Source organism: Levilactobacillus tujiorum (assembly GCF_012641185.1).
GTDB lineage: Bacteria > Bacillota > Bacilli > Lactobacillales > Lactobacillaceae > Levilactobacillus > Levilactobacillus tujiorum.
The window spans coordinates 61642-85939 of sequence record NZ_JAAXLK010000008.1 but is presented as its reverse complement, the minus strand read 5'-3'; the positions used below and the strand labels follow the sequence as shown (position 1 = coordinate 85939).

Below are 24298 nucleotides of genomic sequence, written 5' to 3'. Positions count from 1 at the left end.
GTAATGAAGGTTTCCATTTATGGTAATAACGGCCAAGCTTCAACTAAAGTGGCGACGGCCTTAAAGAAGGGTCTGACGGCGGCGGGGATCGTCCTCGACAGTCTGGACCCGGATATTGTGATTACGGTTGGCGGCGATGGGACATTACTGTCGGCCTTTCATCACTATAACGACCGATTAGACCGGGTTCGATTTGTTGGGATTCATACGGGTCACTTGGGATTCTACACGGACTGGCGTGATTATGAGGTCCAAGAGCTGATCGACAGTCTAGTCGAGGATAACGGTCAGAGTGTCAGCTATCCGTTACTGACGATTAAAGTGGAGTATGCGGACGGTACGCATCCGGATCGGGCCTTGGCCTTGAATGAATCCACAATTAAGAAGGTATCCGGCACTATGGTGGCCGACGTGTACATCAAAGGTGAATTCTTCGAAAGTTTTCGGGGCGATGGTCTGTGTATTTCAACACCTACTGGCTCAACGGCTTACAATAAAGCCGTGGGTGGAGCGGTGTTAAGTCCTCAATTCGATGCGATTCAGATGGCGGAGATTGCGTCAATAAATAACTTGGTCTTCAGAACGTTGGGGTCACCATTGATTATCCCGGCAGACGAATGGATTCGCGTTGAGCCGGCTAGTTCGGCGAATAACGTGCTCATGTGCGATCAGCTCAGCATTGAGGGACGGCCCATCAAGGCAATTACATATCAGATTGCCCAGCAGCGCATCTCTTTTGCGGAGTATCGGCACACGCATTTCTGGCAGCGCGTGGAGTCTTCCTTCATCGGGAGGGAGAACGGATGACGTCATTTGCTTGGCGCGTTGAAGGGTCGAGTCCCATGCATGTCCGGACGGTTCTGATGGATCACGGCGTCACGCGGACCTTTCTAAAACAAGTTAAATTTCACGGTGGCGTGGTGACGCTCGATGGCGTTGAAGTTCGCGTGATTGCGATGGCCCAGCCTGGGCAGGTCGTGGGCCTACAGCTACCACCAGAGCCCGCTAATGATCACGTCAGCACCTCGTTTGCGCCGCTTGAGATCCTGTACGAAGATCCACACTTTCTAGTGGTGAATAAGCCCGCGGGCATGGCGTCGGTTCCGTCGCATCTATATGCCGACGATACCCTGGCTAATCGTGTCAAAGGACATTTGACCACGATCGCGGCGCCCAGTACGGTCACGCATATTGTGACAAGGCTTGATCGGGAGACCAGTGGGGCAGTGCTCTTTGCCAAACATCACTTTGCGCATTCGATTTTGGATAAGCAGTTGAAGCTGGGACAGTTGGATAAACGTTACGTGGCAGTGGCTGCGGGACGGGTGACGCCGCGTTTGCAGACCGTTGATGCGCCCATTGGACGGGCGCCCGACTCATTTATCAAACGGATGGTGCGGCCGGATGGGCGCCAGGCCCAGACGACGTTGCGAGTGGTTACCCAGTCTAAAACGGCCAGTCTGTTGGCAGTCAAGTTACACACGGGGCGAACTCACCAGATTCGCGTGCATTGTGAAGCGATTGGTCATCCGCTGCTAGGGGATTGGCTCTACGGTACGCAGACCAATCCATGGATTCATCGGCAGGCGTTGCACTGCGCCCGGTTATCTTTTTATCAACCGTTTCAACAGCGGTGGGTGACGTGTTATGCGCCCTTACCAGCGGATATGGCGACGGTGATCGCTCACGAGGGGCTCTCGTCGCTGGGGATGAAGCAGTCATAAAAGTTAGAAACTCACAAGGTCTGGGCTAAACTGCTCAGGCCTTTTTGGCATAGCGGATGGACTTAGTCAAAAGTGGCCGGTTGATGGTTACGACGGCGATCAAGGCCTATCTGGTTTGTAAGCCCACCTAACAGGGATCTGGTGAGGCCTATTTTGAAGTTGGATTAGTTGCTTGATCGCCTGTTTTGGCTTAAATTAAAAGTATAGAAAAATGCAAGTGCTTTCATCATTAAGGGAATTGAGGAAGTACGATTTTGCACAAAGGGGTGAGGATGTCGTGAATTATTTTGTCGATACTAGTTTGGGGTCTGCGGTTACGGGCATTGAAAAAGCCCAATTTAACCGCATGCAATTGTTTCAAACGGCAGGAATGCCTGCTACGTTACTTTACCTGTCCTATGGGTCACGGCTGCATGAACACCTGAAGAAGTTTGGCTATCAGAGTGTGGGCTTTTCGATGTACGATTACTTTCAGGAGAGCCGTAAATATGCAGATCCAGGTGGCTTTGATTGGCGTCACTATTGGCAAGCAACCTGTCACTATCAGTTACGGGATGTGCCGGACACCAGGGATGTACGGGTTGATAATGCGGACGGGCTATTTTTGATGTATGCGCATTTTTTGGATAAGGACTACACGCACGTCGATTACATCAACTATTTTGACCAGCATCACAATAAGATTCGCCGTGATGTGTATGACAGCCGGGGGTTCCTTAGCCGAACGAGTCTACTAGTCGACAAGGGTGCGACGAATACCGAACTCTATTACAGTCCGGATCAACAAGTGAAGATGATTAAACAATTTGAAGAAGTTGACGGGAAAACGGTCCTGCGTGAAGTGACGTTGAAACAGTACCAACAACGAGACTACTACTTCAAGGATGAAGAGGAACTCCGGACGTTCTTTTTCAATGAACTGGCCCGGCCGGGAGATATCTTCTTTACTGATCGCAATGGTCAAATGGCACCGTCACTGGTCAAAACGCGGCCGGACATTAAGATTTGCCCAGTCTTTCACAGTACCCACGTCCGTGCGGGACAAGATATTGTGACGGGTGAGCTCAAGCATGGTATTTATGACTTTATCTTGGCGCATCCGGAACGGTTCAACGGGATTATCGTCTCGACGGAACAGCAACGCGTTGACCTGTTGGCCCGTTATCAGAATTTGCCACCGATTACCGCGATTCCCGTGGGGTTTGCGACACCACATCCGGTAGACGTGGTGCGGCGCGACCCGTATCGCATTATCAGTGTGGCCCGATACTCACCGGAAAAGCAATTGTTGCATCAAGTCAGAGCAGTTGAGCGCCTGATTCCCGAATTTCCTAAAATTCAGTTACACATGCTGGGATTTGGGCAAAAGATACAAAAACAGCTACAACAGTATATTGATGACCATCATTTAGGGGACCACGTCTTTCTACGCGGCTTCCAAAAGGACCTGACCCATGAGTATCAGAAGGCCTCTTTAGCACTGATGACGAGCGTAGAGGAAGGCTTCTCACTGTCAACGGTTGAGGAGCTGAGCTATGGCGTTCCAGTCATTGGCTATGACATTCGCTACGGGCCTAACGAAATGATTCATGACGGTGAAAATGGTTTCTTAGTGCCAGCAAATGATCAGGAACAACTCTACCAGAAGATCCGCGAATACTTGTCAGATGTGAATTTGCAATACACATTCATGGGAAATGCCCAACGCTTAATTCAAGCGTATTCACCAATCAAAACGATGCAAAAGTGGGAAAACTTGGTTCAAAGTTTGAATAATCCATCAGAATGATTTTTTCTTTCGAGGGGCAATTAGTTTTAATTATAAAAGAAATTAGGTATAATTAAAGGCATTGATGCGTGATTGCCCGGTGTAGGGGTGATCACCTACATAAAGAGAGTAATTGATTAAACACAAGAGGAATGGGAGTGCTGCGCTGTGTATTATTTTATTAACGAATATATTCTACAGAAGAACTCAAGTGTTGAGCACACGGCGATGAACCGGGTGAAATTGTTCAATCACTATAAGGCACCAGCTAAAATCGTAACGAAAATCTACGATCGTTTGTTGCATCGGACCATTACGGACTTTGGGGTAACCGATGGTCAGGTCGTCAACATGTTTGATTACTTCCAAGAGGCCACGGATCTGCCGGCTGTTAAAGTGAAGACGGAAGATCTGAATATTCCAATTGAGTATGAGATTACGGTGGGCGCCAATTTTAGTGGCGTTGCCAACGGTGATCGCCTGGTAGAAAACGTGGGCTTTATTCCCGGAACTATCGGTCGTGTCTTCTATCAAGAGTTCTTTGATCCACAAGGTAATCGGATTGGCACCGATCTGTGGGATTGGCGGGGATTTAAGTCCGCGACGCAATACTTTGGTCAGAATGGCCAGTTAATTTTGCAGCGGTACTATACGCCGACCGGTCGGATTGCCTTGGAAGAATATTATGCACAAGACACGGAAGGTAAGCCACTGCTATCACGGATCATTTTGAAAGATTATCGTGGCGAGGGCGATCGTTTCTTCCAGAATACGGACGACCTCTTCACCTTCTTCCTGAACGAATTGAGCAATCGGGATACTGATACGACCACGTTTATTGTCGATCGTCCGGGAACCGGGGTCAAACCGTTGCTGGCCTTGAACGATGCGTCCCGTAAGTATCTCTACATTCCGATTAACCACGCTGTTGATCCCAATGATCCGGTGCACGCCAACCTCGATGGCTTTCTGGAACCGGCCTTTGAGCACTTTAGCCACTTCGATGGGTTTATTACCGCGACGCAGCAACAAGCAGATCATTTAACGACGCGCTTCCCTAAAGCTAGAATTTTTGCCGTGCCAGCAGTTACCACGGTGCCACTGACTAAGGAACAGACGGAAAAGGTAGCCCCCAGTCAGCGACGGTCGCACAGCTTGCTTTACGTTGGCCGAATTGGTCAAGACAAGCAGATTGATCAGCAACTCCGGCTCTTTGCACTCGTGAAGGATCGGGTTCCCGATGCCACCTTTACTTTGTATGGGTATGGTGACCCTAAGTACGTTACCGAGATGAAGAAGTTGGCTGATAGCTTGAAGTTAGCGGATAGTGTGGTATTTAAAGACTACGTACCGGATTTACAGGACGCTTATGACCACTACCAAGTTCTGATTAACACGTCGTTGGCGGATGGTAGTCCGTTAGCCATGATGGAAGCGTTAATTCATGGGATTCCAGTTGTGAGTTACAAGTTCAACTACGGCCCAGCTGATTTGATTACGGACGGCAAAGACGGTTACCTAATTGATCCCGGCCAGACTTTGGCGATGGCGGAAAAGATTGTCGCCTTGTTTACGGATGATGCCCAATTGGCGGCGTTCAGCGATGCCGCCTACGTCGCTGCACACACGCAATGGACGCGGCGGAAGATTTGGAATCGCTGGCAAAAAGAACTTAAAACTAACGTGACAGTTTAGAGAGGGATGGTGGCAGTATGTATTATTTCTTAAACGATAATATGCAATATTCAAAATCTGGGATTGAACAGGCTGAGATTAATCGGCTGCGGCTATTTAACAAGCACCAAGTCCCTGCTAAAATTGTGACCCGGGTCTTTTCGATGGAATTGACCAACGTGCTCAAACAGGCGAAGATTCCACGGCAAAACTTTGTGAACTTGTTTGAGTTCTTCTGTAATAGTGGTGACGTGAGCGGTCAACCGTTTACGCTGAATGAATTCTCATTGCCGGCAAACACCACGACTACCCGAAAAGATAATCAGCTACAGGTCTTCGCGCAGGGCAAGATGATTATGATCGTTTACTTCCGCAAGGATAGCGATGAGATTAGTAACGTCCAATACTTTGATGTAAACGGGCGGACCATCAAGATGGTTTGGTGGGATGTTCGGGGTTTCAAGAGTCTGGAGCAATTCTTCGATTGGGAAGGCAAGATTACCCAGGAACAATACTTTGGACCGGATGGTCAAGCACACATTGAGAAGAACCATTATCTGAATCGAGCAGGCAAGGAATGTCTGTCTTGGCGCGTGTTTAATTATAAACATAGCGATTGGGTCTTTACCGGTATGAATGAGCTGACCCGCTTCTTTTATGACGAGTTAAATCAGCAGACTGCCGACAACGTCTTCATCTGTGATCGGACTGTGGAGTGTGACTGGGCCCTGTTCCATATGGCGACGCCGGCCTTTAAAGTCTTGCATTTACACAATGATCACGTCAGCGATCCCAGCGACATGCTCCACTCGCCCCTTAACAACAACTACACTAATGCGTTGAACAACTGGGACCAGTGGGATGCGGTCATTTCGGCCACACCAGAACAGTCTCAGGATGTGACGGATCGGTTTGGCACAGCTATTCCGGCCTTCACGATTCCGGTGGGGTACGTCACGGATGAAGAGATTGCAGCCAAACACCAGAATTTCGATCAGCGGCAAAAGGACTTAATTGTTCACGTGGCGCGGTTGGCACCAGAAAAGCAACAGAACCACTCGATTGAGGCCTTTGCGCAAGTCCATCAGAAGTTCCCCGACGCCCGTTTGGAACTGTGGGGCTATGCCAATGGCGATATCGAGAAAAAGTTCAAGCAGCAGGTAGTTGATGCTGGACTGACAGATGTGGTGAGCTTTAAAGGGTACACCCACGATATCGGTGCCGTCTATGATCGCGCCCAGATTGGGGTATTGCCTAGTCGGGCCGAAGGATTTTCACTCACGTTGCTGGAGGCGCAGTCGCACGGTGTACCAATGGTGGCTAACGATGTTAAGTATGGTCCAAGCGACATCATTCAGGATGGTCAAACGGGGATCTTAACCGAAAATGGACAGCCACAGCAATTGGCCGATGCGTTAATTAAGTTGTTGGGTGATCGCCAACTGTTACAGCAATATAGTGAAGCAGCCTATGAAAATGCTAAGCGCTATTCCGAAGATGCTGTTTTCGCGCAGTGGCAAAAGTTACTGGATTATTTTGAAAGTTTAACATCAGCTAAGATTGCTGGCTAACAGCAGTTTTTGATGAAATGAGGCCGCCGAAGACTATTTAGTTTAGGCGGCTTTTCTTTAGGGGGGATTTGATATGCATCGGACAGGGGGCATCTGGCTGGCGGCGATTCTAGCGGTTATTTTGATTGGGTTCCTGGGGTATCGTGTGACCAATTATGTTATTAAGGGTCCTAATCAACAGTATTACCAACGAACTAAAGCAGATCGCCGCGGTAAAATTGACCGGTCGATTTATTCTCAGTCAGAGTTGCGGCAATTAACGGTACTGACGCACGGGAGTCGTTACAATGGGAATACGAGTTTGGATACGGCGGCCACGCAACATGTTTACCAGTTAAATGGCCATAACCTTCCCAATATTGTGGGGGCAGATGGCGTTTTAAAGCTGTACAGTAAGTCAACGTTTATGACGCCAGCGATGGTACGTGACGCGGCAGAATATTGGAATAAGCTGGCTGGTAAACAGATTGTCGTTATCGTTAATAAGCAATATCAAAGTGATGAGGTGATTCACGACGGTCAGCATAGTCAGCATGTTCTAGGCGGTCAGACCTACAATGGTCAAGGGATTAAATTTTATCCAGCCAATTGGCAGATCTCACATCTTTCGGCTAAGAATCAACAGAATTGGAAAGAAGCGGCGTTAATTCATGAGATCGGTCATGCGTTGGGCATTCCGCATTTAGGCGGGGGCCTATTGGGAAGCAACGCAGCTAACGCGGGAATTGCGATCACGGATTTCATGGGTCCCTGGGCGGTTGGTGGCGCCCATACACCAGCGCAAAATGAGTATGGGGTGCGCAGTACAGCGGTTGATGCGGCAGCGTTGGCCCTAGCTGGTGCCAGCTGGCAAAAGCCACGACGTCTTGCCAGTTGGGTGCTGACGTCGCCTACCCGCGCGGTGATTTATAATCATGGTCGCATCACGTCGACTATTCCTTAGGGGGGACTTGCATGGCAAAATTTTGGAGACGTTTGGGTTTGCTAGTCGGACTAGCATTGGTGATCGCTGGTGTCTTTGCTGGGATGAACCGGCTGCATATTCTGATGTATGGCAACAGTCGCTACTATCAGCGAACTAAGCCGTCTAGCACGACCGATGGCTTAGTGAATCGTAAACTCTTCTCGCAGGGACAATTAGCACAGCTGACCAAGCTGACGCATGGCACCCAATACACGGGAAATACGGGATTAGATGCCGTTGCGACACATTATGTGTATCGTCAGTCGGAAAAAAATATCCGGAACTTTATGGGAAGTGATGGCGTGCTACAACTGTACAGTGAATCTAAAATGATGCGGCCAGCGATGGTTAAAGATGCCGCAGCGTTTTGGAATCAGGTGGCGGGCTATCGAATTGTCCAAGTTGTCGATTCGGCCAAGGCTAGTGATGAGGTCATTCACGATGGCAAGACCAAGGATAAGGCGGTTGGCGGTCAACAATATAATGGGACTGGTATCCAGTTCTTCCCAGCCAATTGGCAGACGAAAGGGTTTAGTGCGCGTGAGGACTTGAATAATCGCGAGGCGATCCTCATTCGTGAAATCGGTCACGCACTGGGGATTCCTACCCTGGGTGGTGGCAAGCTGGGTGAGAATGCGGCATCCGTTGGTTATATTACCTCAGAGGTCATGGGCGTCTGGGAGAGTGGCCCTAATCGCTTGCCCGCCAATCAAAAGGGGATTCACAGCACGCGGATGGATGCAGCGGCTGTAGCGTTAGCCGGGATCAGTTGGCAGCATCCTCGGCGTTTGGCCACGAAAGTATTGACTAACCAGCAGCCTGTTGTGATGTATAATGCCGGGCGGCTAACCGTCAAGTAAGATCGATGTTTAATAGAATAAGCTAGAAGGGCCTGGGATCTTTTCCAGGTCCTTCTTTGTTTACTTGATGTATTAACTGATCAGAAATTAGGCGTTCAGAAGGCGTGACCTAGGGGAAGTTTTGCGGTGTCTGAACGATGGTTACAAAAAATGAAAAATGAAACATTATCCAAGAAAACGTGATGTAGCAACAGTTGCTGCTGCCAAATTCTTTTGGGCACCCCAAATATCAATTTAAACCCCTGAAAAACTAATGTTACATTATTACTGATATGTGAGTAAAATAGTCAAACTCAATCAGATTTTTTGCAAAAAATAGGTGTTTTTGAAGACGCTTTACTTGCATTTTAGTGGGCAATATAAACGTGGACAAAACGATGTAGATCTCTAACTGTACGTATTTTTTAATCGAAATATAATAAATGGTCGTAAAAAAATAAACTAACTAAGCACGAACTGTTAATGGTATCGGACCTGCATGAATTTGTAAGCAAAATTAAAGAATGGGATATACATATACAAATGCTGGTATATAGGCAATGGTAAACTGACGTGTGTAGTTTAAAAACTTTTATAATAACGGCAAATGTCTAGTTAATCAGTTGTACTAAAAATTAAAGCTAACTGATAATAAATTAGGGAAAACCAATTTTTTACCGTTTTCTCAGATAGACCAATAATAAAGTTATCTTTAAAATAGTATGTATACTGAAATTATGATAGAATGAGCAGTGTTGAAGGGCTCGTTTATAGGGGTATACGTTTATACGGACGACTCTTCATTATAGAAAAGTGTATAGACCGGTTAATAATCGATCTTTAAATTGTAGGTATGTGTAACTGGGAGGCTTACCTACAACGAATTGAATCACAGACAACTTAAGGAGGACGATTAAAAGTGAAATTCATGCGGAATAAAGCTTTTAATGGCGACCCCAAGCTACGTTACAAGATGTATAAGGTAGGGAAGACCTGGGTCTTCGCTGCGTTAGCATCATTTTCGCTTTTGGGGGCGGGATCACTGACTGCGAGTGCTGATACCACCAGTCAAGCTGATACCGATAGTAATGTGAAAGTCGTTTCATCGGCGGCAAGTTCGGTTAGTTCAGCCGCGGACGAGTTAGAATCGAGTACATCTGAAGCTGCGTCGAGTGCGGGAAGTACTTCCGCTAGTCACGCAGAATCAACGGCTACTTCTAATGCAGCTTCATCTGCTGCGACGGCGGTGCAAGAGGACGAAAAGGTTTCTACCAGCAGTTATTCAGAAACAACACCATCTAGTGCAACAAGTTCTGCCACGGCAACGACGACTTCAGCCGAAGCCACCAGTGCTGCGAGTGCCGTCGCTGATACAGCTACGGTAGCGGCTAGTCTGGCTACTTCTGCCAATGTGGATGTCACGTTGACGTCCAACGTTAATAAAGTGGTAACTAAGGTCGCAACGACTAAGAAGACAGTTGCAACGCCAGTTTATGAAAGCGCTGCGGTGGGCTCAAGTGCGGCTAACAATAGTGATACTTCAGCTGAAAATTCTTCAGCAGCCGCCGATTTAGCTACGGCTGCTTCCGCTGCGAGTGCCGCTAGCAGCTATGCAGCTGTCGTGGAAACGCAGAACGCTTTAGACGTTCAAACGGCTAATAGTGCTACGCAAAGTGCATTTAAACAAGCAGAAAAAGCCTATGACTTTGTTAAGCACTACAACAGTCTGGCAGCGATGTATTCTCAAGCGTCGATTGATATTGCCGCTGGGAGTGCTGCCGGGGATGTTGGGAGCAACACCATGGCTTACGTGAATGCTTTGTCCATGGCAAGTTCCTACTCGGGTGACGTGAGTTCCTACGCTTCAATGGCAATTTCAGCTGCCACTGCAACGCGGAACGCTGCAACTGCCCAAATTGTTTACCTAGTCAGCAGTGCCAATGTTGACGTTAACTCAGCTGCGAGTGTCGCAACGGATCTGGCTTCCGCAGCCGCCGCTGCTGCAAGTAGCGCCTACACTGCGACCCAATACGATAAAAATAACTCAGCAGCCTTAGCAGCTTATTCTTCTGCTAACAGTGCCGCTGCCGTAGCCTCAAGTGCTGCCGCTGCACTGAATGAAGCAGCAACGAAGGCTGCCCAGGCTTGGACGGTAGCCAGCAGTGCCGCTGCCGCCGCAGCTAATGCTACGGATGACACCGAGTACAACGCAGCGATGGGCGCATTATCCGCGGCTAATAGCTTGGCCAGTGAAGCCGTGACAACTCTATCCACGGCAACTGATGCCAAGAGTACGGCTGAAGAAATGGCGACCCAAGCCTCAACGTTAGCAATCGCTAATATTGCCAGTGCTGCATCAGCTAGTGCTACCAATGCGGCCAGTGATGCCAATGATGCAAGCAGTTATGCTAGTGAGGCCAGTCAGTACGAAGGGGATCAATCCGTTCAGTACGCTGCAGCAGCCTCAAGCGCTGCCTTTGTTGCTGCCGCTGCTGCTACCGCTGCTTCAACCGCAGCAGTCAACGCGGCGAATGCTTCAACCGCTAAGGATGCGACATCTTACGCGAAAGCCGCTGCTAGTTCTGCCGTCATTGCTTCATCGGCGGCCAGTGAAGCAGAGGTTGCCGCAATGTTAGCTAAGGAATTTGATACACACGTTTCAAATGCCGATAGCTCGGCGGATGGTGCGACGCTGGTAACCTCAATGGATACGGATACGGTTTCAGTAGGGAGTGCCGTGACTGTTACGACGACGATTTCAAACTTAGTTAGTGGTATCTGGCTGTACTCATTGACTGGAACGCAAACGTATACTTGGTATTACTCCACCGATGGTCAAACTTGGAATGTCTTACAGCAAACAACAGGAAAGAATACCACCACAACCAATAGTTTCACGTTACCGACCGCCGGAACGTATTATTTTCAAGCCGTCGTCAGCGGGAAGAAGAGTTACCTAGGTCAACTTGGCTCCACGGCATTTAAAGCAGCTTCCAACGTCTTGACCTTGGTAGTTACAGATGCTAACGGAAATTACACGGAACAAGCTTCAAGTTCAGCAAGTCTGGCTGCGGGTTATGCCAGCTCGGCTACCGCAGCAACGTCCAAAGCGAATAGTGCCATTGCCAACGCCTATGAAGTTGCGGATATCAACAGTAATGTCTCAGCACAATCTTACGCAAAAAAGGCGCAGTCACAGGCTGATAGTGCTGCTAAGATGGCCGAAAGTGCGACAAGTGCCGCAACAGCAGCTAGCCTGGCATATAGCAATGCGGCAGCTCACGAAGCAGCAAAAGATTATTCAGCTGCCAGCTCCTATGCATTAGAAGCAGCTGCGGCAGCTTCAACGGCCAGCTCTTACAATGTTGAGGCTACTTCTACCGCTAACGACGCGTTAGACAATGTCAATACGGCACTGGAACGGGTTCAGGCTAATGATTATTTAGCATCAAGCTATGCAGAAATGGCCGCCAGTGTGGCCAGTGAAGCAGCTAGCCTGGCAACGACTGCCGGTTCTCATGCCAATGATGCAACTAACGCATATTCATCAGCCGCGGACTTTAACTCCGGAGCTACTGAATTTTACGAAAACGCTAATTCGGCGGGATCAGCGGCATTGGACAATGCTAATTCAGCTGCCAGTGAAGCTGCCAACGCGGCTGCAGCAGCAGCTACCGGTGATGTTAATGCGGCTAGAACGGCGTATGAAAATTCGGTAACGTATTTAGCTTACGCGAACGATGAGTTAAAGGCAGCTTCGGCAGCGGCCAGTTCAGCAACCAAGACTATTGTCGACGCACAGTTGGATAACACCACGATGTTATCAGATTCAGCAGCTGCAGTTATTTCTCAAGCAGCAACCGCAGCTAGTGCAGCCTCATCCGTTGCTAATTCGCTGGCGACTGCCATGCAAAATAACACGAGCATGGGTGCTTCCTACGTTGCACAAGCAGCTTACTACGCACAATCCTCATTGTTAGACGTTGCTTACGGTGCCGACGCAGCCTCAGCAGCAACTAGTTACATGACATTAGCCTCATCAGCGGTTAGCGCCGGTAACTTTGTGGAGGCTAGTCAGTTTGCATCCTCAGCTGATTCAGCCATGGCCGATGCCAGTTCATACGCGGTAACGGCAACGGCAGCAGCGTCCGATGCAACGATTGCAGCGAGCTACGCGGTTAATTACTCAAACAACATGAGCAGTTATAAAGGTAAACCAAGCGGAAATGCGTCAACGCTTTGGGGAATTACCATGAGTTCTGGCTACACGCAACAGCCAGCGGCATTAACGACGACGGTTGCCGGAAGCACGATTTCCTTAACCGGGACGTCAAAAGTTGCGGGGCTTGGAAATCTTAGCGCTTCAGGAACTTGGTATGTTCAAGCTAACGGTAAGTGGATGACCACTGCTCAAGCAGTCTCGGCTGGATATTTGGAATCAGCACAAGATCCTGATAATAATACAGGTGGCTTCCTTACAACGTCAACGTTGAGCTCAACGTTGACTGTTAAGACTAGTGCAACTTATACAGGAACATTAATTTTCCAACTTAAGTCTTCATATGGTCTTATCGGCGATACGCTTTACAGTAATTTAGCCGAAGTTGACATTTATGACAGTGAAATTCCAGCTACTGGGATTGACATCATCGGTGATGACTATGTCTTCACCAATGATGTGACGAACTACGTTGCTAGCACGAATCCGGCTAATGCGACTGGAAATGTGACTTGGACAAGTAGTAATACTTCCGTAGCAACGATCAACGATTCAGGTGTGTTAACGACGGTATCTGGTGCTAAAGGCACGACTACAATTACTGCGACAATTACCAATGCTGATGGGACGACTTACCGTGCAACTAAGCTTGTCACAGTTGGTAGTGGTTTGAACGATAAGACGGTTAACGCCGGTGATGATTTGGAATGGACACCTGCAACGGACGCAGGGACTGGTTCTGATTCCGCAACTTACCAATGGTACTTCGCTAGTACCGAAGATGGTGCCCAAACAGCGATTGACGGCGCAACGAGTGCTACCCTTTCCTTAAAAGATGTTAAGACTGGTCAGGGCGGTTACTACTTCCTGAAGATTACTTCTGGTGGCAATACAACCACGCTGGGTGCGGGTCTGTTAACGGTTAATGGAACGACATCCGAAGATGCTGAATCAGCAGCCTCTGATGCAGCTTCAGCAGCTGCCGAAGCTGATCATTACGCAACGGTTGCTAGTTCTTACGCAAACGTTGCCGATCAGTATGCTGGTAATAATTCTTCCGCAGCGTCATATGCAACTTTGGCCCAATCCGCAGCGACTGCGGCTTCATCTGCAGCAACTGAAGCGTCTATGGCAGCTTCAACTGCTGAAGAAAGTCGTAACAATGCAAAATCGGCCGAAGCAGCTGGAGATAATGCAGCGGCTAAGGAATACGCATCACAAGCCCAATCCGCGGCTTCAGCAGCTAAGGATGCTAAGGACAAGGCTTCCAATGCAGCAAATGACGCATTGAGTTACGCTGAGTTAGCAATTGCAGCGGAAGATAATTCGGATTCTGACAGCGACTCAGATTCAGATAGCGACTCCGACTCTGACAGTGATTCAGATTCAGATAGTGACTCTGACTCCGATAGTGATTCTGACTCCGATAGCGATTCAGATTCAGACAGTGATTCCGACTCTGACAGCGACAGTGATTCTGACAGTGACTCAGATTCAGATAGTGACTCGGACTCCGACAGCGATTCGGACTCCGATAGTGATTCAGATTCCGATAGTGATTCCGACTCCGATAGCGACTCAGACTCAGATAGTGATTCGGACTCGGACAGTGATTCAGATTCGGATAGTGACTCAGACTCCGACAGTGACTCCGATTCAGACAGTGATTCGGACAGCGACTCCGATTCAGATAGTGATTCTGACTCCGATAGTGATTCCGACAGCGATAGTGATTCCGACTCCGACAGTGATTCGGATTCCGATAGTGACTCGGACTCCGATAGCGACTCCGATTCAGACAGTGATTCGGATTCTGACAGCGACTCCGATTCCGATAGTGACTCGGATTCCGACAGTGACTCAGATTCCGATAGCGACTCAGACTCTGACAGTGACTCTGACTCAGACAGTGATTCTGACTCCGACAGTGATTCTGACAGCGATTCGGACTCTGACAGTGACTCCGATTCAGATAGCGACTCTGATTCCGATAGTGACTCCGACTCAGACAGTGACTCAGATTCCGATAGCGACTCCGATTCCGACAGTGACTCAGACTCAGATAGTGACTCAGACAGCGACAGTGACTCCGACTCCGATAGCGATTCGGATTCAGACAGTGATTCCGATTCTGATAGTGACTCCGACTCGGATAGCGATTCAGACTCAGATAGTGACTCGGATTCCGACAGTGACTCGGACTCAGATAGCGACTCGGATTCTGACAGTGACTCAGATTCCGACAGCGATTCAGACTCCGATAGTGATTCAGACTCTGACTCAGACAGTGATTCCGACTCAGATAGCGACTCAGACTCAGATAGTGATTCGGACAGCGACAGTGATTCCGACTCAGATAGCGACTCAGACTCAGATAGTGATTCGGATTCGGATAGTGACTCCGATTCAGACAGTGATAGTGACTCTGACAGCGACTCGGACTCCGACAGTGATTCAGATTCCGACAGTGATTCTGACAGTGATTCCGACTCCGATAGTGATTCGGATTCCGATAGTGACTCTGACTCCGACAGTGACTCAGACTCAGATAGCGACTCAGACTCAGACAGCGATTCAGACTCTGACTCAGACAGTGATTCCGACTCAGATAGTGATTCGGATTCGGATAGTGACTCCGATTCAGACAGTGATAGTGACTCTGACAGCGACTCGGACTCCGACAGTGATTCCGACAGCGACTCAGATTCCGATAGTGATTCAGACAGCGACAGTGACTCAGACAGCGACAGTGACTCTGACTCCGATAGCGATTCCGACTCGGATAGTGACTCAGATTCCGATAGCAACTCAGATTCAGAAAGTGATTCTGATTCCGATGGCGATTCTGATGCTGGTAGCGACTCTGATAGCGATTCAGATTCTGATAGTGAATCAGGTTCAGATGGTGACAATGGTTCCGATTCAGAGGGTGATTCCGACAGTGATGCTGATTCTGACATCAATACTGGTAACGGCGGATCCAATGGTGGTAATAACGGATCAAATACTGGCAACGGCGGTAACGTTGGTGGTTCAGTTGCTGGGACAGGAACGCCTGGTATTTCAGGAACTGGCACTAACCCAAGTTCAGGCTCGTTTGGAGCAACGGCTACACCGCTTAGCTACACGACAGGTTCTGCAACGGCAATGCCAGCAGGAACTGCACAACCAATTAGTAGCGATTTGAACAGTTCGGCAAACGATGATCGTGCCGCTTCTACTGACAAGTCGACGGATAAGAATGCCGCTGATAAATCAGCAGCTGCAAAGAGTGGTGCGGCAGCAGACGCGACAACTGGTGGAGATACTGCTAGTCAAAATGATCAGAACAACATGACACTTTGGGGTTCAATCTTGGCAGCTATTGCAGCTGTAACCGGTGGAACATGGTGGTACAGCAGCAAGCGGCGGAAAGACGACGACAACTAGGCAAGAGTAGTAAATAGTAACAAAATGTACTAAGAGTGGGTATACTTGATTTATACCCAGACGGGTCCTCTTCGGGTCAAACTGGGAGGACTCTTATATTAGAAAAAAGTAAAATTGAGGGGCGGTTTTACATTATGAAGAAATCATTAATCAGCGAATTTCGAGAGGCAGTTATGAATCTTGGAACTGCAAAGGATTTAGCAACGGGGAAAGTGACATTAGCAGTATCTGTTTCTGACAAGCGGCATCGTGCCGCCACGCAATTTATTCATGGCAATAGCCTGGAAAGTGCATGGTCCAAAGTAACGACTGAACTAGCACCAGTCCCTCAGCATTCATGGGTGCGGGTTGAAGCAATTACGGGAACCCAGCGGCGGCCACTATCTGATTTTCAGCAGGATCTAAAAAAGATGATGCGCATGAATTTCTGGCGGCGCGGTATCAGTTTCGATCCGGAGTTTAAAACAGCGCTGCTGGAGATGGAAATTAATGGACATGAATTCTTTCATCCGAGTGATCAGCATGTTATTGGAAAGAACGCTACGGAAAGCTGGATTGATTTTGATGCGATAGCTCAGTATTTAACTGAACGTAACGGTGAGTCCTGTGCCAACTTAGCGGATAGTCGTTATATCTGGAGCTTCTCAACGATTGGGATCTTTTCGGATGGTCAGAACATTTGGCCACTGTCTGATCGTGAGGATGGGACGACAGGCGTTCGGCAACTACGACAACCCAAGCAAGAGATTGAGAATTACTTGACGGTGGCTGAAGCCTATCTCACTCGGCAGATTAAGGATGAAGGTAAATTTATTTACGGCTATTTTCCAGCTACGCAGCGGGTATTAACGAACTACAATAGCGTTCGGCATTTCTCATCAATCTACGCTTTATTGGAAGCGATTGCCTATACCGGCAAAGTTGAGGATTTGGACCGTGTGAAGTTAGCCTTACAGTGGGGGATTGACGAACTTACCCTTGCGAAGGATCACGCGCGGTTTGCGATTGAATACCCTAAGAAGGGAACTCCGGAGATCAAGTTGGGTGCCCAAGCCATGTTAATCTTGGCGCTTTGCAAGTATCAGGAAGTCACGCAAGACAACCAATTTGCAGATGTGGCGTTGCAAGCATGCCGGGGCGTTGACGTCTTCCGTCAGCCATCTGGGAAATTCAATCATGTGTTGAATCCAGATCTTTCAGTTAAGGATAGCTTCCGGGTTATCTACTATGAAGGAGAGATTGCCTTTGCTCTAATCCGGTTGTTCGAGTTAACTAATGAGGAGAGTATTCGTAAGCAGGTGCAACAAACGTTGGATTTCATGGTCCAAAATGACTTTGGTAAGTACCACGATCATTGGATTGCCTATGCCGCTAATGAGGCCGCACAGGTATTTCCCGAGAATCGTGACTACATGGCAATGGGGTTACAGAATGCCTTTAGCAATTTGGACTTTATTGAAAAACAGGTCAGTCCGCATCCGACTCGCTTAGAGCTTTTGGACGCAACCGTTAGATTGATTGATACGATTCGGCGGACCGGAAATGATGATTTGCTAGAAAAATACGATAGTCAACATTTACGAGAAGTTTGGCAACGGCGTGCAGAGTTTGAATTAATGGTTGGGGCATTCGAGCCGGAAGTGGCGATGTTCTTCTACAAACCAAGCAAATTTTACGGTGGTTTCTTTACCCGTAACGATCACTTCCGCACACGAATTGACGATTGTGAACATTTTCTATCCGGCCTGATTAACTACATTAACTACAAATACTAGGAGGTGACGGCGAATGATTATTTTAACCAGCGTTTTTGCTTATAAAAAGGTGCAAATGTTCCTCAGAATGCTGATTTACATCGTCTTAGGGATCGTGGTACTCGTTGTCCGCCATCGCAATAAGAAGAAGACCCGTAAGCGAATGGACGAACGAACGGAATATATGATGAAGCACACCAAGAAAGATAAGGATGGCAAGTATCCGTGGGAAGTCTAGTAAATTGGAGGAATGGGCATGAACTACTTTGTGGGTGCTTATCTCAATGGTCAATTAACGGGGATTGAGAAAGCCCAAGTCAACCGCGTTAAATTATTTGCGGATGCTGGCTGGCCAGCCCAGTGTCTGTATACCAAGTACAATCCAAAAATTCACGAAAATGCGGCGAAATTTGGTCTGCAAGGACGTTGCTTTACCCTCTATGATTATTTCCAAGGCGTAACGGATGATGAGGTGACGTCACAAGACTGGGTGGACTACTGGCGGACAACTTGTCATTTCAAATTGGACTTCGTAGATATTGCACCAGATATCCGTATCGTGGATGAACAGGGACGGTATGTGGCGTATGCCCACTTTGCAGCTAAAGATTATCGGCAACTGGTTTACGTGAATTACTTTGACAGTGACCATCAGAAGGTTAAGCGCGACATTTATGATTCACGTGGGTTCTTAAGTCAGACTAAATTTTTAAAGGAACAGCAGCGCGTTCAAGCCGAAGTTTTCTTCAGTCGTGATGGTCAGATCAAGATTGAAAAGACGTATCAAGAGGTTAACGCACAAACAGTATTGAAACGAATTATGTTAAAGGATTTTCAACAACGTGATTGGTATTTTGACACGGAAGAGGAGTTCCAAACATTTTTCTTCAACACGCTTTATGAACAGGGCGATATCTATTTTTGTGATAAAAATGGCTATATTGGGCAGGCGATGGCCAATACAGCGGATAATGTCACAGTTTGTGCAGTCTTCCACAGCACCCACGCACGGCAACAAACCGATGTGTTGGGGTCGCCGTTGAAAAGTTCGTATCGTGTGCCGTTGTCTCAACCGGAAAAATTCGACCGCTTTATCGTCTCCACCACGCTCCAGAAACAAGATTTAAGGGCGCGCTTCGACAATTTGCCGCCGATTGACGTGATTCCGGTGGGGTATATTCAGCCGGTAACGGTTGACTTGCAACAAAAAAAGCGACATCGGATTATTGGCGTTGCCCGCTTTTCACCAGAAAAGCAGGTGCTTCACCAGATTCAGGTCGTTAACCGCTTAGTGGCCGAATTTCCGGACGTTGAACTGCATTTATTTGGATTTGGCAGTCGGCCTGAAGAGCAAAAACTGCGTGATTATGTCAGAGAGCATCACCTGGAGCAGCATGTCTTTTTCCGCGGCTTTGTCACGGATCTCTCGTCCGAATACGCCCAGGCCTCCTTGCAGATGGTGACGAGTAATGAAGAAGGCTTTTCGCTGGCAACCTTGGAAGCGTTGAGTTTCGGGGTACCAGTCATCAGTTACGACATTCGCTATGGGCCCACTGAATTAATTGAGGACGGTGTCAACGGAAACTTGGTGGAACGTGACAATGTGGATCGGTTGTACAGCGCCGTGCGCTCGTATCTGCGGAATCCACAGCTGCAAGAAACGTACATGCAGAATAGTTTGCGCTTAGCTAAGCGCTATACCGAGCAAGCAACGAAAGAAAAATGGCAGCATTTACTGGCCGCGTTGCGTGACCGGCGTGATGTCTAACTTAGGTTAAGTTAGGAGAGACTATGATATGGCTACAGAAATTGGTGGGGTGACTTTCTTTCAAAGTGGCCTAACGTACCAGGTGAAGCATTCGCGCAAGCTGATTCAGTTTTCACCGCGAATTGCGCAGTTGTTTCAACAGCGACAGGTCTTCACGCAGTTGACCAGTCCGCGCACGCGGTTTACGGCTGGCGATGTTTTAACGGTTAGTCAAAATGTATCGATTGAGCCCTTTGCCACTTTTCCCGTTGGTGATCGCTTCTATCCCATGGGGGCGTTCAGTTATTCACGTAGTTTGCTGCCGGTGAATACCATTGTTGGCCGGTACTCTTCGATCGCAACTGGAGTTGAGCGCATGGGTGCCAACCATCCCATGCAGCGTTTTTCAACGTCAATCGTGACGTACGAACAGCATAGCGCGGCATTAAATGCTTACTTGGCAACACAGAGTGGCCCGGCTCAATTGCATGCAGCACCGCCGGCAGTTGATCTGCCGGTGGTGATTGGTAACGATGTGTGGATTGGTCAAGACGTGACCTTTTCTTCTGCGGGTATCGTGGTGAATGATGGTGCCGTAGTTGCGGCCAATGCGGTAGTAACGAAGGATGTTCCCCCGTACGCTGTGGTGGCGGGAAATCCAGCGCGGATCGTTAAGTATCGTTTTCCATTTGCAACCATTCAGCAGTTGCTGGAATTGAAGTGGTGGCAGTATGATCCTGGTCAATTCTCGACGGTGCGTGGCGATGACGCGATTGATGAATTCATTGCCAAGCTTCAAGCGTTGAAGGCGGCTGGCCAGTTACATCCGTTTGAACCACGGCCCGTAACGTTAGCGGATTTTAGTGAATAGAAAAAATTGTGGGTACACGGACATTTGGGTGGATCAATCGCGAAGATTCTTTCTCGGGAGTACGGCTTTTGAGAAGATTGCATGCGGCAACTCGACGGTTGATGGGCGTTCGTGATGACTTAAAAAGAGCCTCACCGAATTTAATTCGATGAGACTCCTTTATTTTGAAACGCTTAGAGGGCCAAGACTTTCTTACCATAGAGAATCTTGGTGCCTAATTGAGTGGCAATTTTTTGGGCTTCGTTGGCAGCTACGCCAGCGGGGATGAGTGTGATGCCAACTGAATCCGTTAGCCGTTTCGTCATCGTCCAATCTTCCATGCGGTCTTCGTTAGCTAGGCCGGTGCTGAGGATGTGGTCGAATCCCTGATTGGCTAGCCAATCGACGGCAGCGCCACGATCCTGTGGTCGGATCTGATCGAAGGCGGTACTAAAGGTCATCGTCATACCGCCAGCGGCAGCAATCAGCGGACGCAGTGCTTCCTGGTCAAGTTGATGTTGTAGCGTTAACGCACCGAAAATGGCGCCGTCAACCCCGAGTTGCTGGGCTTCCAGCAAGTCAGCTTCCATCATCTTGAGTTCAACGTCATCGTAGGGGCTGTGGCCACCGCGGGGGGCGATGACCACGTCTAACGTCACCTGGTGTTCATGGGCATAGCGGACAGCTTCACCCATCACGCCCTTACTAATGGTGGTGCCGCCAACCGCTAGATTGTCAGCGAGGGCAACGCGCTTCACCCCAGCCTCAATAGCCGCAGGGAGTTGGGGGTAATTTTCTAATAACGGTTCAACTAACAGCAAAATCGTCAAATCCTTTCTCAAATGAGATAGTCGTCATGGAGACTAACGGTATGTTACAATAAATGCACTCTATTAACGGGAGTGACGTCATTGAAAACAGATACGCGTAAGCCTCATTCCTGGTTCTGGAATTGGGTCATTAATAATCGTCTGGTTTCTATTTTAACAATTACGCTTCTTATTTTACTCATTTTACTCGTCCTAAGTAAAGTCCCATGGCTCGCTACGCCGTTTATTTTGGTTTGGCAGATTGTCGGCCTGCCGATTATTTTGGCGGGGGTGGGGTATTATTTGCTTAATCCACTGGTCGATCGGCTGGAGAAGTACCACGTGGGCCGAACCTGGTCAATTTTAGGGCTCTTTGTCATCGTTGCGTTACTGTTGGTCTGGGGGATTGGCAGCCTAATTCCGATGGTCCAACGCCAGCTCACAACGCTGATTGCGGAGTGGCCCCATTATTGGCATGACGTGACCAACACGGTGTCAACGTGGTTACAAGATGACCGGCTGAGTGGTTTAAAAGACCAATTAGATCAGTTCAATCAACAATTGTCAGCGAGTTCGTCATCAGCGGTGTCCACGTTTGCCCAGAGTACGGTTAGTTCCGTTGGGGGAATCGTGAGTCGCGTGGTGTCGATTGCCGTGGGTGTGGTTACCGCGCCATTCATCCTATTTTACTTGCTACGAGACGGACATCAACTGCCGAGTTATTTGGCAAAGGTGTTACCGATTAAACACCGTGCTTCGGCCCAAAAATTACTGGTTGAGATGAACCGTCAAGTCAGCAACTATGTTCGTGGCCAACTCGTTGTGGCCTTTATCGTGGCGGTCATGTTTTATGTTGGTTTTCTGATTATTGGCCTACGCTTTGCGTTACTGTTGGGAATTGTGGCCGGGGTGCTCAACCTAGTGCCTTACCTGGGTTCATTTCTGGCCATGGTACCAGCGGTAGTCGTCGCGGCGTTTATCTCACCCTGGATGCTGGTCAAAGTGTTGATTGTTTTTGCTATTGAGCAAACCCTTGAGGGACGGTTCATTTCGCCATTAGTTTTGGGCAGCTCCTTGAAGATTCACCCGTTAACGATAATTTTTATTTTACTGGTTGCCGGAAAGGCGTTTGGCGTTCTTGGCGTGGTGCTGGGAATTCCTGGATATGCTGTCATTCGCGTGGTAGCCACCGAGATCTTCCGCTGGTATCGCCAGTTCGTTGGTGGATACGACGTGGCAACGCCTGCTTCGGTTACTGAACAAGGAGAAACGACACCTGATGAAAAAAATTGATACAGCCGCTGCTTTTTTAACGGCCCATGTAAACTTATTCCGTTGCCCAGTCTGTCTAGCACCATATGACCACGTGGCGGTACATAGCCTCGTTTGCCCCAACGGCCACAACGTCGATCTTTCTAAGAAGGGCACACTGTACTTCATGCAGCGTGCCGTGGAGAGTGAATACGACAATGCCATGCTCGCTGCTCGCCGGCGCATGCTGCAAGCCGGGCTATTTGCCGGGATTACGGCTGAATTCGCGGCGAACATGCCCGCAACCCCACAAACGATTCTAGATGTTGGTTGTGGGGAGGGGACTCCGTTAGCAGACGTCTTACAACGGCGGCAGAACCTGGACACCGCAATTGGTTTCGATCTCTCGAAACCGGGGATTAACCTGGCAACGCAATTGGAAAGCCCGGCCTTTTTCTGTGTTGCTGATCTGGCCCAAATGCCATTCAGTGACGGTGCGTTTACGACGGTTTTGGATCTTTTTTCACCGTCCGCGTACAAGGAATTTAACCGCGTGATTGCACCAGGTGGCCGGTTACTCAAGGTCATTCCTAATGCGGATTACCTGATTGAGCTGCGGCAAGCCATCTTTCCTGCTGGTAGTGCCCATGCCACGTATGATAATGGCAATGTTCTCAGCCTGTTCAAACAACACTACCCAGACGCCACGGTTCAACGAATTCGCTATCAGGTCCCCGTACCGGCTGAGTTGTTTGCAGACTTGATGCTGATGACCCCCATGCATTGGGGCGCCGACGAGGCACAGTTGGCCCGGGTTAAGGCGGATCCATTTAAAGCGATCACGGTGGATGTCACTTTGTTAAGTGCGCAAGTGAATTGAGTAAATGTTAAAGAATCTTATGCAGAGGACTTGCGAACCTGACAAAGCGGTGTTATATTACCAATTGAGAAATCGTTTGGCGGTCGATATCAGTGTAAGCTGTTAGCGGCTGACAAGTAGCACTTCACTAAAGCAGCTCCTCGCCGTGCCCACACCGAGGAACTGCTTTTTTTCTGCCATCGTGACGTCACGTGGAAGCGGCGTTAGCCCCTTGTCAAAAGGGCCTCGAAATGGCTATAATGATGGGACAGAACGAATGTTTGATAGACAGAACGGAGAGAGAGTATGACTAATCATATTGCATTATTTGAACCACTGTTTCCGGCCAACACAGGAAACATTGCGCGGACTTGTGCAGGGACCGACACCGTCTTGGATTTAATTAAGCCACTAGGTTTTTCGGTAGACGATGCCCACTTAAAACGTGCAGGACTGGATTACTGGGATAAGGTGGATGTCCGGTACCATGAAAATTTACCAGAATTTTTGGCGTCCATCCCAGATCCCACGCAGCTTTACTTAGTTTCTAAGTTTGCCGATCAGGATTATACGGAGCCGGATTACAGCTTGAATGAAAATGATCACTACTTCTTGTTTGGCAAGGAGACCACGGGGCTACCAGAGCCATTTATGCGTAAGAATGCTGAGAAGTGTATTCGGATTCCCCAGGATGATCGTCACATTCGGGCGCTGAACCTGTCCAATTCCGCAGCGATTGTCATCTATGAAGTGTTGCGGCAACAACAATTTCCTAATTTGGAACGGGTTCACAAGTATCCGCACGATAAACTAAAATAACTTTGAAAAACGAAAGGGGGC

General features: G+C 48.5%; 16 protein-coding genes. 15 read left to right on the top strand and 1 reads right to left on the bottom strand.

The genetic code is table 11. The annotated features are described in order from the left end of the window. Positions 1–3: 3 nt before the first annotated feature. The 12 genes from HF569_RS05485 to HF569_RS12510 all read left to right on the top strand — a co-directional run bounded on the left by HF569_RS05485 (position 4) and on the right by HF569_RS12510 (position 20560). Positions 4–807 carry an NAD kinase gene (locus HF569_RS05485; RefSeq protein WP_168849298.1) on the top strand — a complete coding sequence of 268 codons (804 nt, stop codon included), beginning with the start codon at positions 4–6 and terminating at the stop codon, positions 805–807. Further along, the gene (locus tag HF569_RS05480) at positions 804–1724 is read left to right on the top strand and encodes an RluA family pseudouridine synthase (protein ID WP_168901621.1); all 921 of its coding nucleotides are present in this window, start codon (positions 804–806) and stop codon (positions 1722–1724) included. The genes HF569_RS05485 and HF569_RS05480 overlap by 4 nt, the downstream gene beginning before the upstream one ends. Positions 1725–2001: 277 nt before the next feature. Beyond that, on the top strand, positions 2002–3513 hold the full coding sequence (locus HF569_RS05475) for a glycosyltransferase (protein WP_168901620.1): 1512 nt from the start codon (positions 2002–2004) through the stop codon (positions 3511–3513). A 147-nt stretch (positions 3514–3660) separates the two neighbouring features. Beyond that, positions 3661–5187: an accessory Sec system glycosyltransferase Asp1 gene (gene asp1 / locus HF569_RS05470; protein WP_168901619.1), complete on the top strand. Its 1527-nt coding sequence runs from the start codon at positions 3661–3663 to the stop codon at positions 5185–5187. Positions 5188–5204: 17 nt separating this feature from the next. Continuing rightward, complete coding sequence (locus HF569_RS05465; RefSeq protein WP_168901618.1) at positions 5205–6737, top strand: glycosyltransferase family 4 protein; 1533 nt, start codon at positions 5205–5207, stop codon at positions 6735–6737. Positions 6738–6810: 73 nt separating this feature from the next. Continuing rightward, entirely contained in the window at positions 6811–7680 is an 870-nt protein-coding gene (locus HF569_RS05460; RefSeq protein ID WP_168901617.1) for a zinc metalloprotease, read from the top strand. Positions 7681–7691: 11 nt separating this feature from the next. Further along, on the top strand, positions 7692–8561 hold the full coding sequence (locus tag HF569_RS05455) for a hypothetical protein (RefSeq protein WP_168901616.1): 870 nt from the start codon (positions 7692–7694) through the stop codon (positions 8559–8561). A 907-nt stretch (positions 8562–9468) separates the two neighbouring features. Continuing rightward, entirely contained in the window at positions 9469–16188 is a 6720-nt protein-coding gene (locus tag HF569_RS05450; protein ID WP_269801547.1) for a KxYKxGKxW signal peptide domain-containing protein, read from the top strand. A 134-nt stretch (positions 16189–16322) separates the two neighbouring features. Then, positions 16323–17963 (top strand): glycosyl transferase family 1, encoded by a 1641-nt coding sequence (locus HF569_RS05445; RefSeq protein ID WP_168901615.1) that lies wholly within the window; start codon positions 16323–16325, stop codon positions 17961–17963. Between the two features lie 13 nt (positions 17964–17976). Beyond that, complete coding sequence (locus HF569_RS05440) at positions 17977–18180, top strand: hypothetical protein (RefSeq protein WP_168850487.1); 204 nt, start codon at positions 17977–17979, stop codon at positions 18178–18180. Between the two features lie 18 nt (positions 18181–18198). Beyond that, entirely contained in the window at positions 18199–19710 is a 1512-nt protein-coding gene (locus tag HF569_RS05435; RefSeq protein ID WP_168901614.1) for a glycosyltransferase, read from the top strand. A 28-nt stretch (positions 19711–19738) separates the two neighbouring features. Then, on the top strand, positions 19739–20560 hold the full coding sequence (locus HF569_RS12510) for a CatB-related O-acetyltransferase (protein ID WP_168901613.1): 822 nt from the start codon (positions 19739–19741) through the stop codon (positions 20558–20560). Between the two features lie 173 nt (positions 20561–20733). Here HF569_RS12510 and HF569_RS05425 read toward each other — a convergent pair whose 3' ends face one another. Further along, complete coding sequence (locus HF569_RS05425; RefSeq protein ID WP_168901612.1) at positions 20734–21360, bottom strand: copper homeostasis protein CutC; 627 nt, start codon at positions 21358–21360, stop codon at positions 20734–20736. Between the two features lie 90 nt (positions 21361–21450). Between HF569_RS05425 and HF569_RS05420 the strand changes: the two genes are divergently transcribed. From HF569_RS05420 to HF569_RS05410, 3 genes are all read left to right on the top strand, one after another. Beyond that, the gene (locus HF569_RS05420; RefSeq protein ID WP_168901611.1) at positions 21451–22641 is read left to right on the top strand and encodes an AI-2E family transporter; all 1191 of its coding nucleotides are present in this window, start codon (positions 21451–21453) and stop codon (positions 22639–22641) included. Further along, the gene (locus HF569_RS05415) at positions 22628–23479 is read left to right on the top strand and encodes a methyltransferase domain-containing protein (RefSeq protein WP_168901610.1); all 852 of its coding nucleotides are present in this window, start codon (positions 22628–22630) and stop codon (positions 23477–23479) included. Before HF569_RS05420 ends, HF569_RS05415 begins: the two co-directional genes overlap by 14 nt. 285 nt (positions 23480–23764) lie before the next feature. Beyond that, positions 23765–24277: a tRNA (cytidine(34)-2'-O)-methyltransferase gene (locus HF569_RS05410; protein ID WP_168850482.1), complete on the top strand. Its 513-nt coding sequence runs from the start codon at positions 23765–23767 to the stop codon at positions 24275–24277. The last annotated feature ends 21 nt before the right edge of the window (positions 24278–24298 follow it).

What these genes read in the sequence shown, in the direction of transcription:
- HF569_RS05485 (WP_168849298.1), top strand. Translation starts at nt 4, where the DNA reads ATGAAGGTTTCCATTTATGGTAATAACGGCCAAGCTTCAACTAAAGTG.
- HF569_RS05480 (WP_168901621.1), top strand. Translation starts at nt 804, where the DNA reads ATGACGTCATTTGCTTGGCGCGTTGAAGGGTCGAGTCCCATGCATGTC.
- HF569_RS05465 (WP_168901618.1), top strand. Translation starts at nt 5,205, where the DNA reads ATGTATTATTTCTTAAACGATAATATGCAATATTCAAAATCTGGGATT.
- HF569_RS05460 (WP_168901617.1), top strand. Translation starts at nt 6,811, where the DNA reads ATGCATCGGACAGGGGGCATCTGGCTGGCGGCGATTCTAGCGGTTATT.
- HF569_RS05455 (WP_168901616.1), top strand. Translation starts at nt 7,692, where the DNA reads ATGGCAAAATTTTGGAGACGTTTGGGTTTGCTAGTCGGACTAGCATTG.
- HF569_RS05450 (WP_269801547.1), top strand. Translation starts at nt 9,469, where the DNA reads ATGCGGAATAAAGCTTTTAATGGCGACCCCAAGCTACGTTACAAGATG.
- HF569_RS05445 (WP_168901615.1), top strand. Translation starts at nt 16,323, where the DNA reads ATGAAGAAATCATTAATCAGCGAATTTCGAGAGGCAGTTATGAATCTT.
- HF569_RS05440 (WP_168850487.1), top strand. Translation starts at nt 17,977, where the DNA reads ATGATTATTTTAACCAGCGTTTTTGCTTATAAAAAGGTGCAAATGTTC.
- HF569_RS05435 (WP_168901614.1), top strand. Translation starts at nt 18,199, where the DNA reads ATGAACTACTTTGTGGGTGCTTATCTCAATGGTCAATTAACGGGGATT.
- HF569_RS12510 (WP_168901613.1), top strand. Translation starts at nt 19,739, where the DNA reads ATGGCTACAGAAATTGGTGGGGTGACTTTCTTTCAAAGTGGCCTAACG.
- HF569_RS05415 (WP_168901610.1), top strand. Translation starts at nt 22,628, where the DNA reads ATGAAAAAAATTGATACAGCCGCTGCTTTTTTAACGGCCCATGTAAAC.
- HF569_RS05410 (WP_168850482.1), top strand. Translation starts at nt 23,765, where the DNA reads ATGACTAATCATATTGCATTATTTGAACCACTGTTTCCGGCCAACACA.